This is a genomic window from Bradyrhizobium sp. AUGA SZCCT0431 (genome assembly GCF_018131065.1).
Classification (GTDB): domain Bacteria; phylum Pseudomonadota; class Alphaproteobacteria; order Rhizobiales; family Xanthobacteraceae; genus Bradyrhizobium.
The window spans coordinates 63,137-78,447 of record NZ_JAFCLR010000012.1; the positions used below are offsets into that span (position 1 = coordinate 63,137).

Consider the following 15,311-nt stretch of genomic DNA (forward strand, 5'->3'; position numbering starts at 1 on the left):
CCTAATTCGCCGCCCCCACGATCGGGTCCATCCCGCTCTTGACGATCTCCGGCCGCGCCGCGGGCGAGGCGAGGAATTTGATCAGCGCCTTGGCGGCGTCGGGCTCCTTGGAGACGCTGGCAATCGCGGCGGAGAACACCGTGATCTTCTGCAATTCGTCGGGCAGGGGACCAACGATGTCGATGCCTTCGACCGGCCGCAGCTCGCTGATCTGCTGGAAGCCGATCTCGGCGTTGCCATGTGCGACGATTTCGCCGACCGGGGTCGCCGGAATTTTTCGCGCCTTGTCCTTCATGGCGTCCTTGATGCCGAGCTTGTCGAACATCTCGGTCGAGACATAGAGGCCGCTGGCGCTGTCGGAATAGGCGATGGTCTTCGCGGCCAGCAGCGCGCGCTTGACCGCGTCCGCGTTGCTGATGTCCGGCTTCGGGGCGCCTGACTTCACCGCAACCCCGATCGGCGATTTGACCAGGTCGATCTTGCTTTCCGCAATCACCTTGCCCTGCTTGGCGAGATCGTCGATCGCATAGCCGACCATGATCAGCACGTCGGCGGCCTCGCCGCGCTCCAGCCGCACCGGAATAGCATTCGCCGTCGTGCCCATCGACGGACCGTAGGCGGTCAGCACCTTGTGGCCGGTGGCACGTTCGAATTCAGGGACCAGCGCCTTATAGGCGGCCGACAATCCGCCGGAGATCATGACGCGCACCTCGGCGGCGGAGGCTGAACCTGAAAACGCGAAGGCGGCAACGAAGCCGAGTGCGAGTGCGCGGAAAATAGTTGAATTCAGCCGCATGGTTATTCCTCCCGGGGCGCTTCTTGAGCGGACGTCCTTACGAGGGATGTTACTGCGCATAAGGCCAAGCGGCTACCACAAAAGGCCGTCCCGTCATTGCGAGGAGCGAAGCGACGAAGCAATCCATGCTTCGTCTTGCCGAGCGATGGATTGCTTCGCTGCGCTCGCAATGACGCTGGAAGGCTCAAACCACCCACCCTCACTGGTTGCACGTTACGCCTAAGGCCTAGTTCCACGGGCCTGCTTGCTTCGGCACAAATAGTACTGACGACAACGAAAACCAAAACAGGCGGAGGACAGATGGGCAGGCTCTCGTGCGCTGGTGGACACGAAACGAGGACAAATCCGTAAGCGAGAGGACGCCCCCGTCCGAAGAATTTGTAGGCGGGGATCGGCGCCAGTTACTCCAGGCGCTTTCCGCGATCGCCGGCAGTGGCGCTCTGGCCGTGATCTCGCAACCTGCCGAAGCCAAGGATTCAAGCGACTTGCCAGCGCCCAAGCGGGCGCTGACCGGCCGCGATGAGGCCGGCAAGTCGGTGTTCAAGTCCTTTGACGTCACGTCCAAGATCGTGGAGATCGATAGCAATCCGGGGCTGACATTCTACGAACTCTACATGACCGATGGTGTGCCGCAGCTCACCGGCCTCGAGCCGGACCCGATGCTCAAGGGCACAATAGGCTTTCCCGGCCCGGGCGGCACGATGTTTCGCCTGATCTCGTATCCGCCCAGGCGGCCCGAAGGCTACAAGCCGCCGGCCGGCGTCACGTTCGAAAGCGGGCTGAAGGAATTGTCCGACAATCTCCCCGGCATGGGTGACGCTTTCGACCGCAGCGCGCCGGGCATGCATACATCTGATACCATCGACTACGGCGTCGTGGTTCGCGGCGAGATGACGCTGGAGCTGGACGACGGACAGAAGGTCCATCTGCGCCAGGGCGATTGCATCGTGCAGAACGGCACAAGGCATCGCTGGCGCAACCCGTTGCCGGAGCCCTGTCTGATGGCCTTCATCTCGATCGGCGGGAAGCGCGGTTAGGACTTGCGCTGTTAGCGACGCGACAGCCTTCGCAGATCAGGACACCGTATTTGCCCGGAATCCACAATCGAACGGTTCTGCGCTATCAAATTGCCAAGCAGGATTTCATACTTAAAAATTTTAGCGAGGCCGCTGACATCACTCAGCGGCCTTTTTATTTTTGGAACTCGTGGCAACGAGGCCGGTTCCAGCGGCGCAACCACCGTTGGAACCGTCTTATTTCACCTTGTCCTGCGACACATCCATGATCATGCGCGCCGACAGATAAAGCCGCGGCACGATGGTCTCCAGCTTGACGTATTCGGCGTCGTTGGAGTGGGCGCCAAAGCCGCTGAGACCAAAGCCCTCGATGACGGGGGCCTTGGTCTTCAGCGCCGCGAACGCGGCGTCGGTGCCGCCGCCGGAGGCGACGTCGATCACCTTCAAGGGCAGCCCGAGTTCCTCGTAGATCGCGGTGCCGTGGGCGGCCAGGCGGCGCGAGGCGGGCGTGGCCTCCAGCGGCGGTCGGCGCATCTCGAACCGGAGCTGCACCTTGGCGTCGGGGATCCGCTGGGTCTTGATGCGTTGCTGCAGCGTGGCCTCCAGCTCGGCGAAATCGGACACTTTCAGCGCCCTTGCGTCGCCTTGCGCGGTGGCCTGCGCCGGGATCACGTTGCGGTTGGTGCCGGACTGCGAGACGGTCCAGTTCAGGGACAGGCCCTGTTCGCGCCGCGACAGGTCACTCAATTGCAGCATCTGGTGCGACAGCTCGTACAGCGCGTTGATGCCCTTTTCCGGCGCCGCACCGGCGTGCGAGGCCTTGCCGTCCACCGTCAGGTACGCCGCGCCGATGCCGCTGGTGGCCAGGCGCAAATTGCCATCCATTCCGCCGCCCTCATAGGAGAACACCGCGTCGTGCTCGCCCGCCATGCGGGTGATGGTGCTGCGCGAGCCAGGTGAGCTGATCTCCTCGTCGCCGTTGATCAGCACGGTCAGCGTGCCGTAATCCGTAAACTTCAGTTTTTGCAGCATCGCCACCGCGTGCAGGATCAGCGCGATTCCCTGCTTGTCGTCGCCGACGGCGAGGCCATAGGCGCGGTCGCCGTCGATGCGGAAGGGTTGGTCCTTCAGCATGCCTTTCAAATAGACGGTGTCCATGTGGGCGATCAGCATGATCTTCCTGGTTCCCGTCCCCTTGAACACCGCATGCACCATGGAACCCGGCTTCTGCGGCGTGTCGTCCATCCGGTAGATGTCGGTTGGCTCGATGATCTCGACCTTGCCGCCGAGCCTGGTCAGGCGTTCGGCGATCAACGCCGCCAGCTGCGCCAGGCCCTCCGCATCCTTGCTGCCGGACTCGATGTTGACGAGGTCGCGCAGCGTGTCGAGCAGCGGGGCCTTTTCCTGCTGCGCCAGCTCGTGAATGCTGGCCACCGGCGCGGCCCGTGCGGGCACGGCCGACAAGGCCAGGGTGCAGGCGGCGATACAGGCCAGCGGGAAACGCAGCTGGAACCGGAGGGGACGCGACATGGCGAGCCTTTCGAATGATCTGACCATATTGATAGTTCGTAGGATGGGTAGAGCCATCGGGCGCGCATTCGCGCGACCCGGTGGCTCTACCCACCCTACGGTCCTTGCTTCAAACATTCGAGCGAGGTGTTCTGGATTTTACAGCAAAATGAATGCGATGTTCCGGAAAATAATAGCCGGAAGCGCAGGTAGGAGATTGCGATGGATGATCGAGCCGTGCTGACTGCGCTGCAGCGCCATTGGGATGCTTCGGACACCAGCGATTTCGAGGCCGAACACGAAATCTACCGCGAGGACGCGGTGCTTGATTATCCGCAATCGGGCGAGCGGATCCGGGGCCGGCGCAACATTCAGGAGAGCCGAACCGTCCAACCGAACCAGAAGCGTTTTGCGGTCCGGCGAATGATCGGCAGCGGCGATCTCTGGGTCGCTGAATTCGTGCTTACCTATGACGGCATACCATCTTACACCGTGAGCATCATGGAGTTCCGCGAAGGACTGGTGGCCCACGAAACGCAATATTTCGCCGATCGTTTTGACCCTGCAGCCTCGCGTGCGCATCTTGTTGAGCGAGTGTAGCCCGGATGAGCCAACGGGTCGCGCGAATGCGCGCCCGATGACAGGCTCCACGATTTCAGGGTTTTCGCTGTGACGTGATCCCGTGTGGCACTTCGCTTGTACGGGCTACGTGCTGAGGCGCTCACGCCTGTGCGCCCCCATGCGCGTGGTTGGGGTCTCCGCAATCACACGGGCGAAAATCGCTGGCCGCGTCTCATTGCCATACATACTGTACGAGGGCTGCCAAACATGGCGGCGTGGAAGGGGTTCAAATGAACGCCATGACGCAAAAGATCAAAGAGCACACCTGCGCGGCCTGCAATGGAACGGGATTCCCTGCGGTGAAGCAGCCCGTGCTGGTAACTCGCAAGATCTATCCGGCGAAGTGCGAGGCCTGTGCCGGCAAGGGAAGAATTACGGACGCCGACTGAATTCAGCGAGTGTATCCCGGATGAGCCAACGGGTCGTGCAAATGCGCGCCCGATGACAGGCTCCGTGACATCCGGGTTTTTCGCGGTGACGTGATCCCGTATGGCGCGTCGTTTATACGGGCTACTTGCTGAGACCGAGGCCCTCGCGGTGCGGATTGAGTTGCGCAGCTAGTCCGACATCGAGAGGCAGATTAAATCGACGCGAATGACCCCGAGCGCCCCTGCGCTCCACGCGCAGCGTGCCTTGCCCTACCACCAGTTGGTGCCCGGTTGCCAGTACTGTTGGCCGCCGCGCCGGCGGGTATTGGCGGGTTGGGGAGGCTGGGGTTCCCAACTGCGCTGGAAAAACGGGTTGAAGCCGTCGCCCTGGACCGGGTCGCTCGAAGCGTAGACATCGATCGGGGGCGTCGGCTTGCGCGTGATGAAGCCGCCTTGCGGCTGCGTGCTCAGCACCGCGACGAACTCGGTACGATAGTTGGTCTCGGCGCTCAACGGCTCGTCCGAGATGACGATCGAGGATCGCGGTACGGCGGTCGGCGCGATGCGATCGAGCACCTCCTGCGGGATGGTGATGCGGTCGAGCGCGGCCTTGGCGTCGTCGTCGCCGTCGATGGTGACCGCGGTCCAGCGCAGGCCCGAATTGTTTTGCGCCACCGCCGTGAAGACGTGCGTGCCGATCGGCCTGTCGGAATTGCGGATCGTGACCGGAACCTCGATCGTCGCATCGAACACAATGCCGCCGCCATCAGGTGCCGGCTTATGCGTCGGGCGGCGCACGTACAGCTTTTGCGTCGCGCGGCTGATGTAGATCGAGACCGGCTCGAGCGCGAGCTTGGCCTCGCTCGCCGCCTTGGCGGTGTCGGCCTTCCTGGTCTGGGCCGCCTTGGCCGCTTCCTTGGCGGCGGCGGCGGCGTCGAGCTTCGATTTCGCGTCGGCCTTGGCGGTGTCGAGCTGGGTCCCGAGGTCCGCGGCCTTGGCGGCGGCCTTTTGCTTGAGGTCCTCGGCCTTCGCCTTGGCCTCGTCCGTCTTGGCACCGGCGACCGCCTTCTCGGCGGAGGCAAGCTCGCCGTCGGCGCGGGCCTTCAGCCCCTGCAGCTTGCGCAGCGACGCCGTCAGCGACGCGGTCTCGCGCGTCGCCGTCGTGATGGCTTTCTTCGCGTCGTCGGCCGCCCTGGCAGCCTCGGCCGCCTCGCGGGGCAGCGCTTCGGCCTTGGCCGGCGCGGCCGCGATGGCTTCGCGGTTCGGCGAGAACAGCGCCGGATGGGAGAGTTCCACTGGCTCGGCGTCGTTGGGCGAGATGATCACCCGCATCCCGATCCGCGTCTTGTCGAACATCTTGTCGGCAAAGCCAAACGGCATCCGCACGCAGCCGTGCGAGGCCGCATAGCCGGGCAGCGGCCCGCCATGAAGCGCGATGCCGTTCCAGGTGATGCGCTGCATGTTCGGCATCTCGGCATCGTCATACATGTTCGAGCGGTGTTCCCTGTTCTTCTCGAGGATGGCGAAGACGCCGGCGGGCGTCTCGCGTCCCTTGGTGCCGGTCGACACCGGCGCGCGCAGGATCCAGCCGTCGGCGTCGTAGAAAGTGACTTGCTGGCTCTTGATCGACACGATCGCCATCAGCGGCTCGCCGGCATCGCGTGGCGCCGTCGCCTCGGTGGCGGGCTTCGGGCGCGCCTGTTTCGGCGCCGCGTCGGCGGCCAGTCCCGTCAAGGCCGTCAGTGCGGCCACCGCCGCGATTGTCACAATGGCAGGAACACCCCGACGCCGCAGCGCCACGGAGGGTCGCGCCGTCGCCAATCGAATTACCATTCCTTGCCCCGGTTCAAATGTCTGTCCACGCGTGCGTCGATCAGATGTCAGATTCATGAATTTTGGATCAACCAATCGCCACCACCATCCACGCCGCGAATTCGGCCCGTTCCGGGGGCGATTCACTTTTATACGACAGCCTGCGCGGGAGAAAGAGCGGCCCGCGGCTCGGATTGTAACGATCCGGATACATCGGTGCGACAAAACAACCCGGACGGGCGGATTGCCAACAGTCTCTCGGCTGAAATTCGGCCTGACCACGTCCGGTCCGGAGGTGGATAAGCATCCCGTCATTGAGTCCAATTTCCGAAATTGACTCGAAGCGGACCGTGGAATCCACGATACCTTGAAATCGCAGCGTAAACGGTCCTGTGATCGGCCGCGCTGGACGGCCCCTCGCTGATCTACGATAATGCGTGACGGCGCGGCAATGATGCTGCTCCCGCGTTACCCATGGGTAGACGCATATGACACAGAGCGGTTTTCACGGTCAGGCGTTCAAGGACCTACTGCACCTTCAGGATACACCGTCATCGCTGATCACGCGGTCTATGCGCGGTGTCGAGGTCACAGCCACCGAAACGCGGGATGACAATCCCGTCCCGGGCCTTTGCGGCGCCATCGCACCCGAGGATGCCTATCTCGTTAGCTTGAAACTTCGCGATTATCCCGACTGCGAATACTGGGAGCGTGGCAAGTGCGTGGCCAAGCCCGATATCCGGGCAGGCACGACATATCTGTACGACATGAAGTGCGATCCGCGCTTTGTGATCGAAAAGCCGTTCCACTCCATTCATTTCTATGTTCCGGCTTTGGCGCTCAACGGCGTCGCGGAGCGGTTCGGCGCGCGGCGTGTCGGCCAGCTCGACTGTCAGTTCGGTAACGGCTTTGACGACGCGGCCGTGCATCACATCGGCGCAGCGCTCCTGCAGGGATTGCGCCGGCCATCCGAAGCGAACCAGCTTTTCGTCGATCACATGATGCTGGCGCTCACAGCGCACGTCGCTCGGGCGTATGGCGGGCTTCGCAACGCCGAACCCGTGTATCGCGGCCTTGCTCCGTGGCAGATGAAGCGTGCCTGCGAAAGGCTCCAGTCTGATCTCAGTGGCAAATTCACGCTGCAGGAGATCGCGGCTGAATTGGGCCTGTCAGTTAGCCATTTTTCTCGGGCGTTTCGGGCGTCCGTCGGCCTGCCGCCCCATCAGTGGCTCCTTCGCCAACGCATTGACGCCGCCAAGCAGTTGATGACCGTCCGTGGCCTGTCGCTTGCGGAGATCGCAATATCGGCCGGGTTTGCCAATCAAAGCCACTTTACGCGGGTATTTTCGGCCCTGGTCGGCGTCAGCCCGTCCGTGTGGCGCCGCGAAGCACAAGGTGCGGCGGAAAGCGAGGCGTGAGCCGGGAAGACGGCTGTCGCGCTTGAACGTTGCCGCCCACCGATGCCTTGCGAACTGCGTTGCCTCGTGCGCAAGAGCATTCTGAGCGCGGCGGGTGCGGGCGATGGTGGCAAGAAAGCCCGTTCACCAGGGAGAGCGCGATATAAGCCGTAAAGCCATTGCGCAGGGAAGGCCGGGTGTTCTCCGCTGGACCTGTATACTCGTGTGCATTTTGTTTTGTGCAAACCGCACACGGGACCGCGGGTGCAGCGCGCAGCCGGTCTTCCCTGCGCCCTCTCATTTCGGGGGCAAGGAAATTCTGGCAAAGCTCGGGCGCAATGCGTCGCGAGAACGCGAAGGTGCGTTTGGATGATGGTGCCAACAACAAACACCGCCGTCGTCCCGGCCTTGAGCCGGGACCCATAACCACAGGGGGAAGTTTTGCGAAAGGTCTCTGTCACCGAGCCTCTATCGAAAGATCACGCGGTATGGGTCCCGGCGTTCGCCGGGACGACAAACAACCTCACGAATTCACATGAACAAAATCCCGCAGCAGCGGATAGATCTCGTTGTTCCAGCGTTTTCCGGAAAACACGCCGTAATGGCCGACGCCGGCCTGCATGTGGTGGACGCGGCGATAGGCGCGTACGCCGCTGCAGAGGTCTTGGGCGGCCAGCGTCTGGCCGATCGAACAGATGTCGTCCTTTTCACCTTCAACCGTCATCAGGCCCATGCGCTTGATCGCGGCCGGGTTCACCGGCTTGCCACGATGCATCAGTTTGCCGAGCGGCAGCAGATGCTCCTGAAACACGTCGCGCACCGTCTCGATGTAAAATTCCGCCGGCAGGTCCATCACGGCGAAATATTCGTCGTAGAAGGTCTTGATGACTTCAGCCTTCTCCTTCTCGCCCTTGGCCAGATGCTGGGCAAGGTCGATGTGCTGCTTGATGTGCCGCTCGAGGTTCATCGAGACGAACGCCGTGAGCTGCACGAAGCCCGGATAGACCTGGCGGAACGCGCCCTTGCATTGAACGGGCACGTAGTTGATCAAATTCTCCTCGAACCATTTGATCGGCTTGCTCTTGGCGAAGTCATTGACCTTGGTCGGCTGGATGCGGGTGTCGATCGGCCCCGCCATCAGCGTCAGCGTCGCAGGCCGCGCCGGGTGATTTTGCTCCGACATCACGGCCGCCGCCGCCAGCGCCGAGACCGAGGGCTGGCAGATCGCCACCATGTGCGAGCGCGGGCCCATCTTGTCGAGGAAGGTGATCAAATGGTCGGTGTAATCCTCGAGGCCGAAGCGGCCGGCATTGAGCGGGATCTCGCGCGGATTATGCCAGTCGGTAATGTAGACGTCGTGGTCCTGCAGCAAGGTCTTCACGGTGCCGCGCAGCAGCGTCGCGAAATGGCCGGACATCGGCGCCACCAAAAGCAGTTTGGGTTGCTCCGGCGCGTGCTCCTTCTTGAACCGCAGCAGCGAGCCGAACGGCGTGGCAAAGGCGACTTCCTCGGTCACCTCCAATTCCTGATTGCCTACCATGACCTTGTCGATGCCGTAGGCCGGGCGGGTGTAGGTCAGCGAGGTGCGCGAGATCAGTTCGAGCGCCGCGGCCAGCCGCCCGAACGCCTTGTCGGACACGCCTTGCGGCACGAGGTTGAGATATTTCAGCGCCGCTCCGGCCCCGGTCCGCCACGGCGCCGTGAGGTCCATATGGTTCTGATAAGCTTGGTACATCAATGACATCATACGCATCCGCCCTTGCCCGATGATGCCATGCAATATCGAAGCCAAAGCGGAGCGAACCGCCCGAAAAACTGGCACGTGGCTTGCTGCGGAACGAGACCGGCGTAAGCTATCGGCGGCGGCGCGCTGGCGCGGCCGTCCACTTAGCCTTGCGGTAGACGTTCAGGCGTGAGGGAAGGCCCTATGGCGAATACGACACTGACCATCAGCAGCAAGAACTATTCGTCCTGGTCGCTGCGCGGCTGGCTGCTCGCGAAATTCTCAGGTCTTCCCTTCGAAGAGGTCGTGACCGCTCCCGACGATGCGTCGGCACGGGCCGAAATCCTGCTGCTGTCGTCGTCGATCCTGGTGCCGTGCCTGCGGCACGAGGGCGCCACAGTCTGGGACACGCTGGCGATCGGCGAATACCTCAACGAGGTGATGCCGGATGCCGGCCTGTTGCCGGCGGACCGCGTGCAGCGGGCGCATTGCCGCTCGATCTGCGGTGAAATCCATTCCGGCTTCACCACGCTGCGGGCCTCACTGCCGGTCAATCTCAAGGGCCATTTCCCGAACTTCAAGATCTGGTCGCGCGCACAGTCCGATATCGACCGGGTCTGCACCATCTGGCGCGAGTGCCTGGCCCAGTCCGGCGGGCCGTTCCTGTTCGGCGAGCGCACCATGGCGGACGCGATGTACGCGCCGGTCGTGACCCGCTTCATGACCTATGACGTCAAGCTCGACCCGAAGCTTGCAGCCTACGCAAAAACCATCATGGAGATGCCCGAGATGGTCGAGTGGATCGAAGCGGCCAAGGCCGAGCCCGCCGACATCGAGGAGCTCGAGGTGGAATATTAGGCAGCACGCGAAGCGCTGTGCCCGTTTGACGGGCTTTCAGCGGTGACCGTCGTGATCGCTGCAGTGCAACGCGACTGGCGCGGATTTCGCATGGCAGCATGCAGCTGTGAACGCGACGATGCGGCGCTGCCGAAAATCTGGACGCCCTGCGTGGTCGCGATCTCGCGAAGAACCGTGGAGGCTTCGATGAATCACACCGCAATCCTGCGCAACTACTTCCTCTATCGCGACCTCGGCATTGCGCCGCCGACACCCTGGAGGTGACCGCCATGTCATCCCCCGAGGAATTAACCTTTGTCGTCGGCCGCTGGTTGCGGCCGATCGTGGCGGTGCTGCATGTGGTGCGCCGCATCACGTTCCAGCCGATATCTAGCCGTGAACAGGGGAGTACAGCCGCCAAGCAGTGATTCGGGCGCGATTCGTTCCGTCCGCGTTCTGAAACTTAAAGACCGCTCCGGACGACGCGCGATATCGTCGCATTCTGGAACAATGCGCCGCGCGTCCGGCTGCGCCTGCAGCCGCTTAGAGCGTTTTCGAGCGAAGTGGATACCGGTTCGCGTGAAGAAAACGCGTCAAAACAAGAGCCTAGAGCTTCGGTTCTGATCCAATCAGAACCGTTAATGCTCTAGCCCCGGAAAATGCCCGTCAAACCTGACTGCTCACCCGCGGCAGCCGCCAGCCGACTACGGTCGCCTCGACCGCGCCGCCGGTCCGCTCATTGCGCCATTGGCCCTCGATCCAGCGGCAGGCGAACGGTAACTGATATGTGCCGCTGTGATCCTCGCAAAGCACCTCCACCGGCCGGTCCGGCGGCGGTTCCCCGTTGCCATCGAACTGTGCCAGCCGCTTCTCGCGCGTTGCCATATGTTCAATCTCCACTGCCGGGCGTGCAAACCTTACGTTTGGGTTCCCGGTGAAAGTCCATCCACACCAATAAAGCGGAAGCTCAACGCCTGAATGCGGTATCAGTGTGGTATCGCTGACGCCTGCTGCCTGATACGCAGCAATTTGATGTGATTGACCGAATGAATATTGAGTGAGGATTGGATGATCGCCCGGATTGCAAGAACCGCTGCCGCCGTTGCAGCGCTGCTGATGCCCTGCGCAAGCTACGCGCAGGATGTTCCCGGCATCGAAATCTGCACCGTCGAAAAAACCATGGAACGGCGCACCTCTTGCCTGCAGAGCAATGTCGACTTCCTGCAAAAGACCATCAACAAAATGACGCAGGACAATCAGCAGAAGCTCGACGCCGCCAACCGGCAGATCGAGGCGCTGAAGGGAACGGTGATCGCGCTGCAGAAGTTCGTGGACGATCTGCAAAAGAAGACGGCGGAAGAATTGAAGAAGAAGGCCGATGCGCCGGCGAAGGATGCGGCGCCGGCCGCGGCGAAGTAACGCCGTTATTCCGGGTGATGCGCAGCAAACCCGCGGTTCCCCGCGACGCTATGGCGACCGCGAGAGCAACGCCGATCAAATGCGGCGCGCAGCAAGCGTTCATGATGCGGCCGCTTCGAAGGAAAGCCGTCACCGATGAATCCAGCCCAGAAGGCGCTCTGGTACATCGAAAGTCATCTTGCCGGGCCGTTGACCCTCGACGAGATATCCGCGGTCGCCGGCGTCTCGCGCTTTCATCTGGTGCGGGCGTTTGCGGCCGCGACCGGATATTCGGTCATGCGCTATGTACGCGCGCGACGCCTCAGCAACGCAGCGCGTGCGCTTAGCGCCGGCGCGCCTGACATTCTCAGCCTCGCGCTGGAGGCGGACTACAGTTCTCACGAAGCCTTCACCCGCGCGTTCCGCGACCATTTCGGCATCACGCCCGAGATGGTTCGATCAGGAACGTGCCTCGATCGTCTCAAGCTTCAGGAGCCCATCGTCATGATTTCAACCGCGCTCGATCATCTCAAGCCCCCGCGTTTCGAGACCGGCAAGGCCTTGCTGGTTGCCGGCATCGGCGAACGCTGCACCCACGAAAACGAAGGCGCCTTCATTCCGAGCCTGTGGCAGCGTTTCAATCATACCATCGACCATGTCCCGGGCCGGATCGGCAAGGTCGCCTATGGAGTCTGCTGCAACGCCGACGATGCCGGCAATTTCGACTATGTCGCCGCCGTCGAAGTGACCGACTTCTCGGACCTGCCGCGCGAATTCCAGCGGGTGCGGATTCCCGAACAGAAATACGCCGTGTTTACCCACGCGGAGCACATCTCGACCATTCGCCGTACCGTCAACACGATCTGGAATCACTGGCTGCCCGCGTCCGGCATGAAGGCCGCCGACGCGCCGAACTTCGAGCGCTATGACGAGAAGTTCGATCCCGCGACCGGCAATGGCGGGCTCGAGATATGGATACCGGTGAGGGAGTAGGGCGGCTCGTGGAATGAGTTGGCGGAAGCGAAATCCATCACCTTCGGGCGAGCGCCGGAGCGCGAAGCCGACGCGCCGATCATGAGCTCTCTGTGGGATGATTTGACCGCATGACCAACCAAAGCAGCGCGTGGCGGCAGATCAGTCTCGCGGCATCCAGCTGCGCGTTTCCTGGCAAGGCTTGCCGACAATTTACGCAAGGCAAGCCTCGCTAGTTCTCCCTGGAGTTGCGAAGTTGGCGATGAGGGGCAAGGCAGCGTCAAGCGGCGGGCTGTCTAACGTCCTGTACGCCTTGTATTTTCTTCAAACGCCCCGCCCCAAAGCGCGCCTTGGGAGAAGGCGCGATGCTCCGTGCTCGAACTGGCCCAGAATTCGCATTGCAGCATAAGTACGTCAGGATCGACCGGCGACTCCGAGCGCTCTGCCAAAGCTGAGCAGCAATTTTGAACAGGGCAAATTTGAACAGGCTCCGGGTCTCGCTGAAATTCAGGGATTGGAGGATGCCATGAATATACATGCCGCGGTTGATCTCAAATGGCCTGGCCTTACTCGCCCGGACGGCGATGCCCTCCGCCTGAATAAAACGAACTTCGTGGCTATCGATCGCGATCGGGATGCTTCACACGAGCCGACCTATCGCCCGCAAGCCCTCTACAATCGCGCGAACGAAGGCTTTCATGCGAACAACGAAACCTTCCTCCTCCACGAGGTTTCGACAAATCTGCCGATCTACCGCTCCGATACAGGCCCCACCGATTTCCATCTACACCTTCCACCCGGCGGTTACCAACTCGTGCTGGTCACGTCTGGCGTGTTCACCTTCGATTACGATGGCCGATTTTACTACGTCGGTCCCGGTGCGGTGATGCTGCAGAGCGCGATCGTGCATCGCCAGCTCTTTTACACATGGTCGGGATTGTCCACCGAAGAAAACCTGAAGACGCCACAGACGGTGGTGCCGGATCCGATGTCGATGGGCTATTCCGGCAAATTTCTTGAAGCCTTCATCACCGATCCCACGACCTTCCCCAACCCGACGGTGGTGGATCATGATCACATCAACGAAGAGGAAACGCCGCGTGTAGCCTGGAGCCATCCGCTGCATGACCGCCCTGCCGATGCCTGTTTCTGGCTGCAGGATCCGCTGGAGCTGGACGCACTCTACAAGCCGCTGCCGGCAGGCTCGCCGATCAAATCCGCCGGGCCTGTTTACGTGCGCGATATCGGTATAGAGATTCCGAGCGGTCGCCTTACAACTGGACATATCATCGCGACCGACCCGCGTGGCCAGTCGCTGTTGCCGAAGAGCACCTCCGCAGCAGCGGAAACCGCCTTTCTTGGGAAGGGTGAGGTTGTCATCTATCGCGTCATTCGCGGCACAGCCCAATTCACGAATAGCGCGGGGGAGAATTTCGAACTTGCGGCCGGCGATACGGTCACGGCGGGAAAGAACACGATCGATCTGGTGGGGCTGGGCGAAAATACCCAAATCCTCCGGCTGGGCTTGCTGAAAGGCATGGAGAATCTTCGCAGCTGGACGCCGACGCAGCGCGACGAAATTGACGGCCTGGCTGGTCAAATCATTACGCGGAAGGACGTTCGTCCGCTGCGTAACGAAGGCAAGCCGGTCGGATATTTGTACGAGTGAACTGAAAAGGCGCATACGCCTTTTTGCTGTACGGCTATCGGATATCCGTTCGCTGGTGGCGAGGCCGGGGAGCGCGGCATACCTGTTGCGCAGGTCGTCGGGTTGGCAAGCGTGACCTGCTTTGCCATAACATGACGCAACGTCAGTGTTGCGCGTGCGGAAATGAGCTTGGAGTCCGCCTGCAGCCATAAAAAGCCGGGAGGATTTCATGGGAAATGTCCGCGTTCTTGCCACCGATCTGGAGTTTCCGGAAGGCCCGGTGGTCATGCCGGACGGATCGGTCGTGCTGGTCGAAATACGCGGCCGGCGGCTGACACGGATCTGGCCGGACGGGCGCAAGGAGGTGGTCGCGGAAGTCCCCGGTGGCCCCAATGGCGCAGCGCTTGGGCCCGACGGAAAAATGTACTTCTGCAACAATGGCGGCTTTAGCTGGATTCCGACGGGCAAGGTGATCATGCCGGGTCCGCAGCCCGATGACTATCTCGGTGGCTCGATCCAGCGCGTCGACCTCTCGAACGGCAGGGTCGAGACAGTGGTCGACAAATGCGGCGAGTATCCGCTGCGGGGTCCCAACGACCTTGTTTTCGACAAGCATGGTGGCCTGTGGTTCTCCGAACTCGGCAAGCGCCGGGCCCGCGACATGGATGTTGGCGGCGTCTACTACGTCAAGCCCGGCATGAAGGAGATTGTCGAGGTCGTGCACGGCGTTCTGCCGGCCAACGGCATCGGGCTGTCGCCAGACGAAAACACTGTCTACATCGCCGAAACGCCGACCGCGCGGCTATGGGCCTACGAACTTTCCGCGCCCGGCATGTTGAAGCCGCGTGAGCCGATCTATCGCGGTGAACGCGGCAAGCCGATCACGGGCCTCGGCGGCTACCAGATGTTCGACTCGCTCGCGGTCGAAGCCTCAGGCAATATCTGCGTGGCGACGCTGATCTCGGGCTGCATCTCCGTGATCGCGCCCGATGGCACGCTGGTCGAGCAGGTGCCGACCGGCGACCGCATGACCACCAATATCGCCTTCGGCGGGCCCGAGCTGAAGACTGCCTACATCACGCTGTCAACCAAGGGCGAACTGGTCGCGATGGACTGGCCGCGCCCCGGCCTGCCGCTGAATTTCTTGAATAAATAATCTATAGTGCGTCATTGCGAGCGAAGCGAAGCAATCCATTGTGCCGGACGAAGAAAGA

The 15,311-nt window shown here is 62.0% G+C and carries 16 protein-coding genes; 11 read left to right on the forward strand and 5 right to left on the reverse strand.

The genetic code is table 11. The features are described from left to right. Nucleotide 1: 1 nt before the first annotated feature. Nucleotides 2–796 (reverse strand): extracellular solute-binding protein, encoded by a 795-nt coding sequence (locus JQ567_RS13805; protein WP_212439325.1) that lies wholly within the window; start codon nucleotides 794–796, stop codon nucleotides 2–4. A gap of 485 nt (nucleotides 797–1,281) precedes the next feature. Here JQ567_RS13805 and JQ567_RS13810 point away from each other — a divergent pair, with 485 nt between their 5' ends. Continuing rightward, nucleotides 1,282–1,833 (forward strand): cupin domain-containing protein, encoded by a 552-nt coding sequence (locus JQ567_RS13810; RefSeq protein ID WP_249165458.1) that lies wholly within the window; start codon nucleotides 1,282–1,284, stop codon nucleotides 1,831–1,833. Between the two features lie 216 nt (nucleotides 1,834–2,049). Here JQ567_RS13810 and JQ567_RS13815 read toward each other — a convergent pair whose 3' ends face one another. Next, on the reverse strand, nucleotides 2,050–3,342 hold the full coding sequence (locus JQ567_RS13815) for a M20/M25/M40 family metallo-hydrolase (RefSeq protein ID WP_212439327.1): 1,293 nt from the start codon (nucleotides 3,340–3,342) through the stop codon (nucleotides 2,050–2,052). 201 nt (nucleotides 3,343–3,543) lie between these two features. Between JQ567_RS13815 and JQ567_RS13820 the strand changes: the two genes are divergently transcribed. Beyond that, nucleotides 3,544–3,921 (forward strand): nuclear transport factor 2 family protein, encoded by a 378-nt coding sequence (locus JQ567_RS13820; RefSeq protein WP_212439328.1) that lies wholly within the window; start codon nucleotides 3,544–3,546, stop codon nucleotides 3,919–3,921. A gap of 251 nt (nucleotides 3,922–4,172) precedes the next feature. Beyond that, nucleotides 4,173–4,331 (forward strand): hypothetical protein, encoded by a 159-nt coding sequence (locus tag JQ567_RS13825; protein ID WP_212439329.1) that lies wholly within the window; start codon nucleotides 4,173–4,175, stop codon nucleotides 4,329–4,331. A 249-nt stretch (nucleotides 4,332–4,580) separates the two neighbouring features. Here the strand turns inward: JQ567_RS13825 and JQ567_RS13830 are convergent, their stop codons facing one another. Beyond that, the gene (locus tag JQ567_RS13830) at nucleotides 4,581–6,143 is read right to left on the reverse strand and encodes a L,D-transpeptidase (protein WP_212439330.1); all 1,563 of its coding nucleotides are present in this window, start codon (nucleotides 6,141–6,143) and stop codon (nucleotides 4,581–4,583) included. 467 nt (nucleotides 6,144–6,610) lie between these two features. On the opposite strand from JQ567_RS13830, the gene JQ567_RS13835 reads away from it, so the two are divergent. Next, the gene (locus JQ567_RS13835; protein WP_212439331.1) at nucleotides 6,611–7,540 is read left to right on the forward strand and encodes an AraC family transcriptional regulator; all 930 of its coding nucleotides are present in this window, start codon (nucleotides 6,611–6,613) and stop codon (nucleotides 7,538–7,540) included. A gap of 502 nt (nucleotides 7,541–8,042) precedes the next feature. Here JQ567_RS13835 and JQ567_RS13840 read toward each other — a convergent pair. Beyond that, complete coding sequence (locus tag JQ567_RS13840) at nucleotides 8,043–9,266, reverse strand: polyhydroxyalkanoate depolymerase (protein ID WP_212439451.1); 1,224 nt, start codon at nucleotides 9,264–9,266, stop codon at nucleotides 8,043–8,045. 180 nt (nucleotides 9,267–9,446) lie between these two features. Between JQ567_RS13840 and JQ567_RS13845 the strand changes: the two genes are divergently transcribed. Genes JQ567_RS13845 through JQ567_RS13855 form a run of 3 tightly spaced genes read left to right on the forward strand, consistent with a single transcriptional unit; the run spans nucleotide 9,447 to nucleotide 10,507 of the window. After that, nucleotides 9,447–10,100 carry a glutathione S-transferase family protein gene (locus JQ567_RS13845; protein WP_212439332.1) on the forward strand — a complete coding sequence of 218 codons (654 nt, stop codon included), beginning with the start codon at nucleotides 9,447–9,449 and terminating at the stop codon, nucleotides 10,098–10,100. Nucleotides 10,101–10,142: 42 nt separating this feature from the next. Further along, complete coding sequence (locus JQ567_RS13850) at nucleotides 10,143–10,364, forward strand: hypothetical protein (RefSeq protein WP_212439333.1); 222 nt, start codon at nucleotides 10,143–10,145, stop codon at nucleotides 10,362–10,364. 5 nt (nucleotides 10,365–10,369) lie between these two features. After that, nucleotides 10,370–10,507, forward strand: a complete 138-nt coding sequence (locus JQ567_RS13855; RefSeq protein WP_212439334.1) for a hypothetical protein — start codon at nucleotides 10,370–10,372, stop codon at nucleotides 10,505–10,507. A 238-nt stretch (nucleotides 10,508–10,745) separates the two neighbouring features. On the opposite strand, the gene JQ567_RS13860 is transcribed toward JQ567_RS13855, so the two are convergent. Beyond that, on the reverse strand, nucleotides 10,746–10,964 hold the full coding sequence (locus JQ567_RS13860) for a hypothetical protein (RefSeq protein WP_212266854.1): 219 nt from the start codon (nucleotides 10,962–10,964) through the stop codon (nucleotides 10,746–10,748). Between the two features lie 183 nt (nucleotides 10,965–11,147). Here JQ567_RS13860 and JQ567_RS13865 point away from each other — a divergent pair, with 183 nt between their 5' ends. The 4 genes from JQ567_RS13865 (at nucleotide 11,148) to JQ567_RS13880 (ending at nucleotide 15,253) form a co-directional block, all read left to right on the forward strand. Then, complete coding sequence (locus JQ567_RS13865; protein ID WP_409363598.1) at nucleotides 11,148–11,498, forward strand: hypothetical protein; 351 nt, start codon at nucleotides 11,148–11,150, stop codon at nucleotides 11,496–11,498. Nucleotides 11,499–11,633: 135 nt separating this feature from the next. After that, entirely contained in the window at nucleotides 11,634–12,470 is an 837-nt protein-coding gene (locus JQ567_RS13870; protein WP_212439335.1) for an AraC family transcriptional regulator, read from the forward strand. A 505-nt stretch (nucleotides 12,471–12,975) separates the two neighbouring features. After that, complete coding sequence (locus JQ567_RS13875) at nucleotides 12,976–14,118, forward strand: hypothetical protein (protein ID WP_212439336.1); 1,143 nt, start codon at nucleotides 12,976–12,978, stop codon at nucleotides 14,116–14,118. A 208-nt stretch (nucleotides 14,119–14,326) separates the two neighbouring features. Continuing rightward, nucleotides 14,327–15,253 carry an SMP-30/gluconolactonase/LRE family protein gene (locus tag JQ567_RS13880; RefSeq protein WP_212439337.1) on the forward strand — a complete coding sequence of 309 codons (927 nt, stop codon included), beginning with the start codon at nucleotides 14,327–14,329 and terminating at the stop codon, nucleotides 15,251–15,253. Nucleotides 15,254–15,311: the final 58 nt, after the last annotated feature.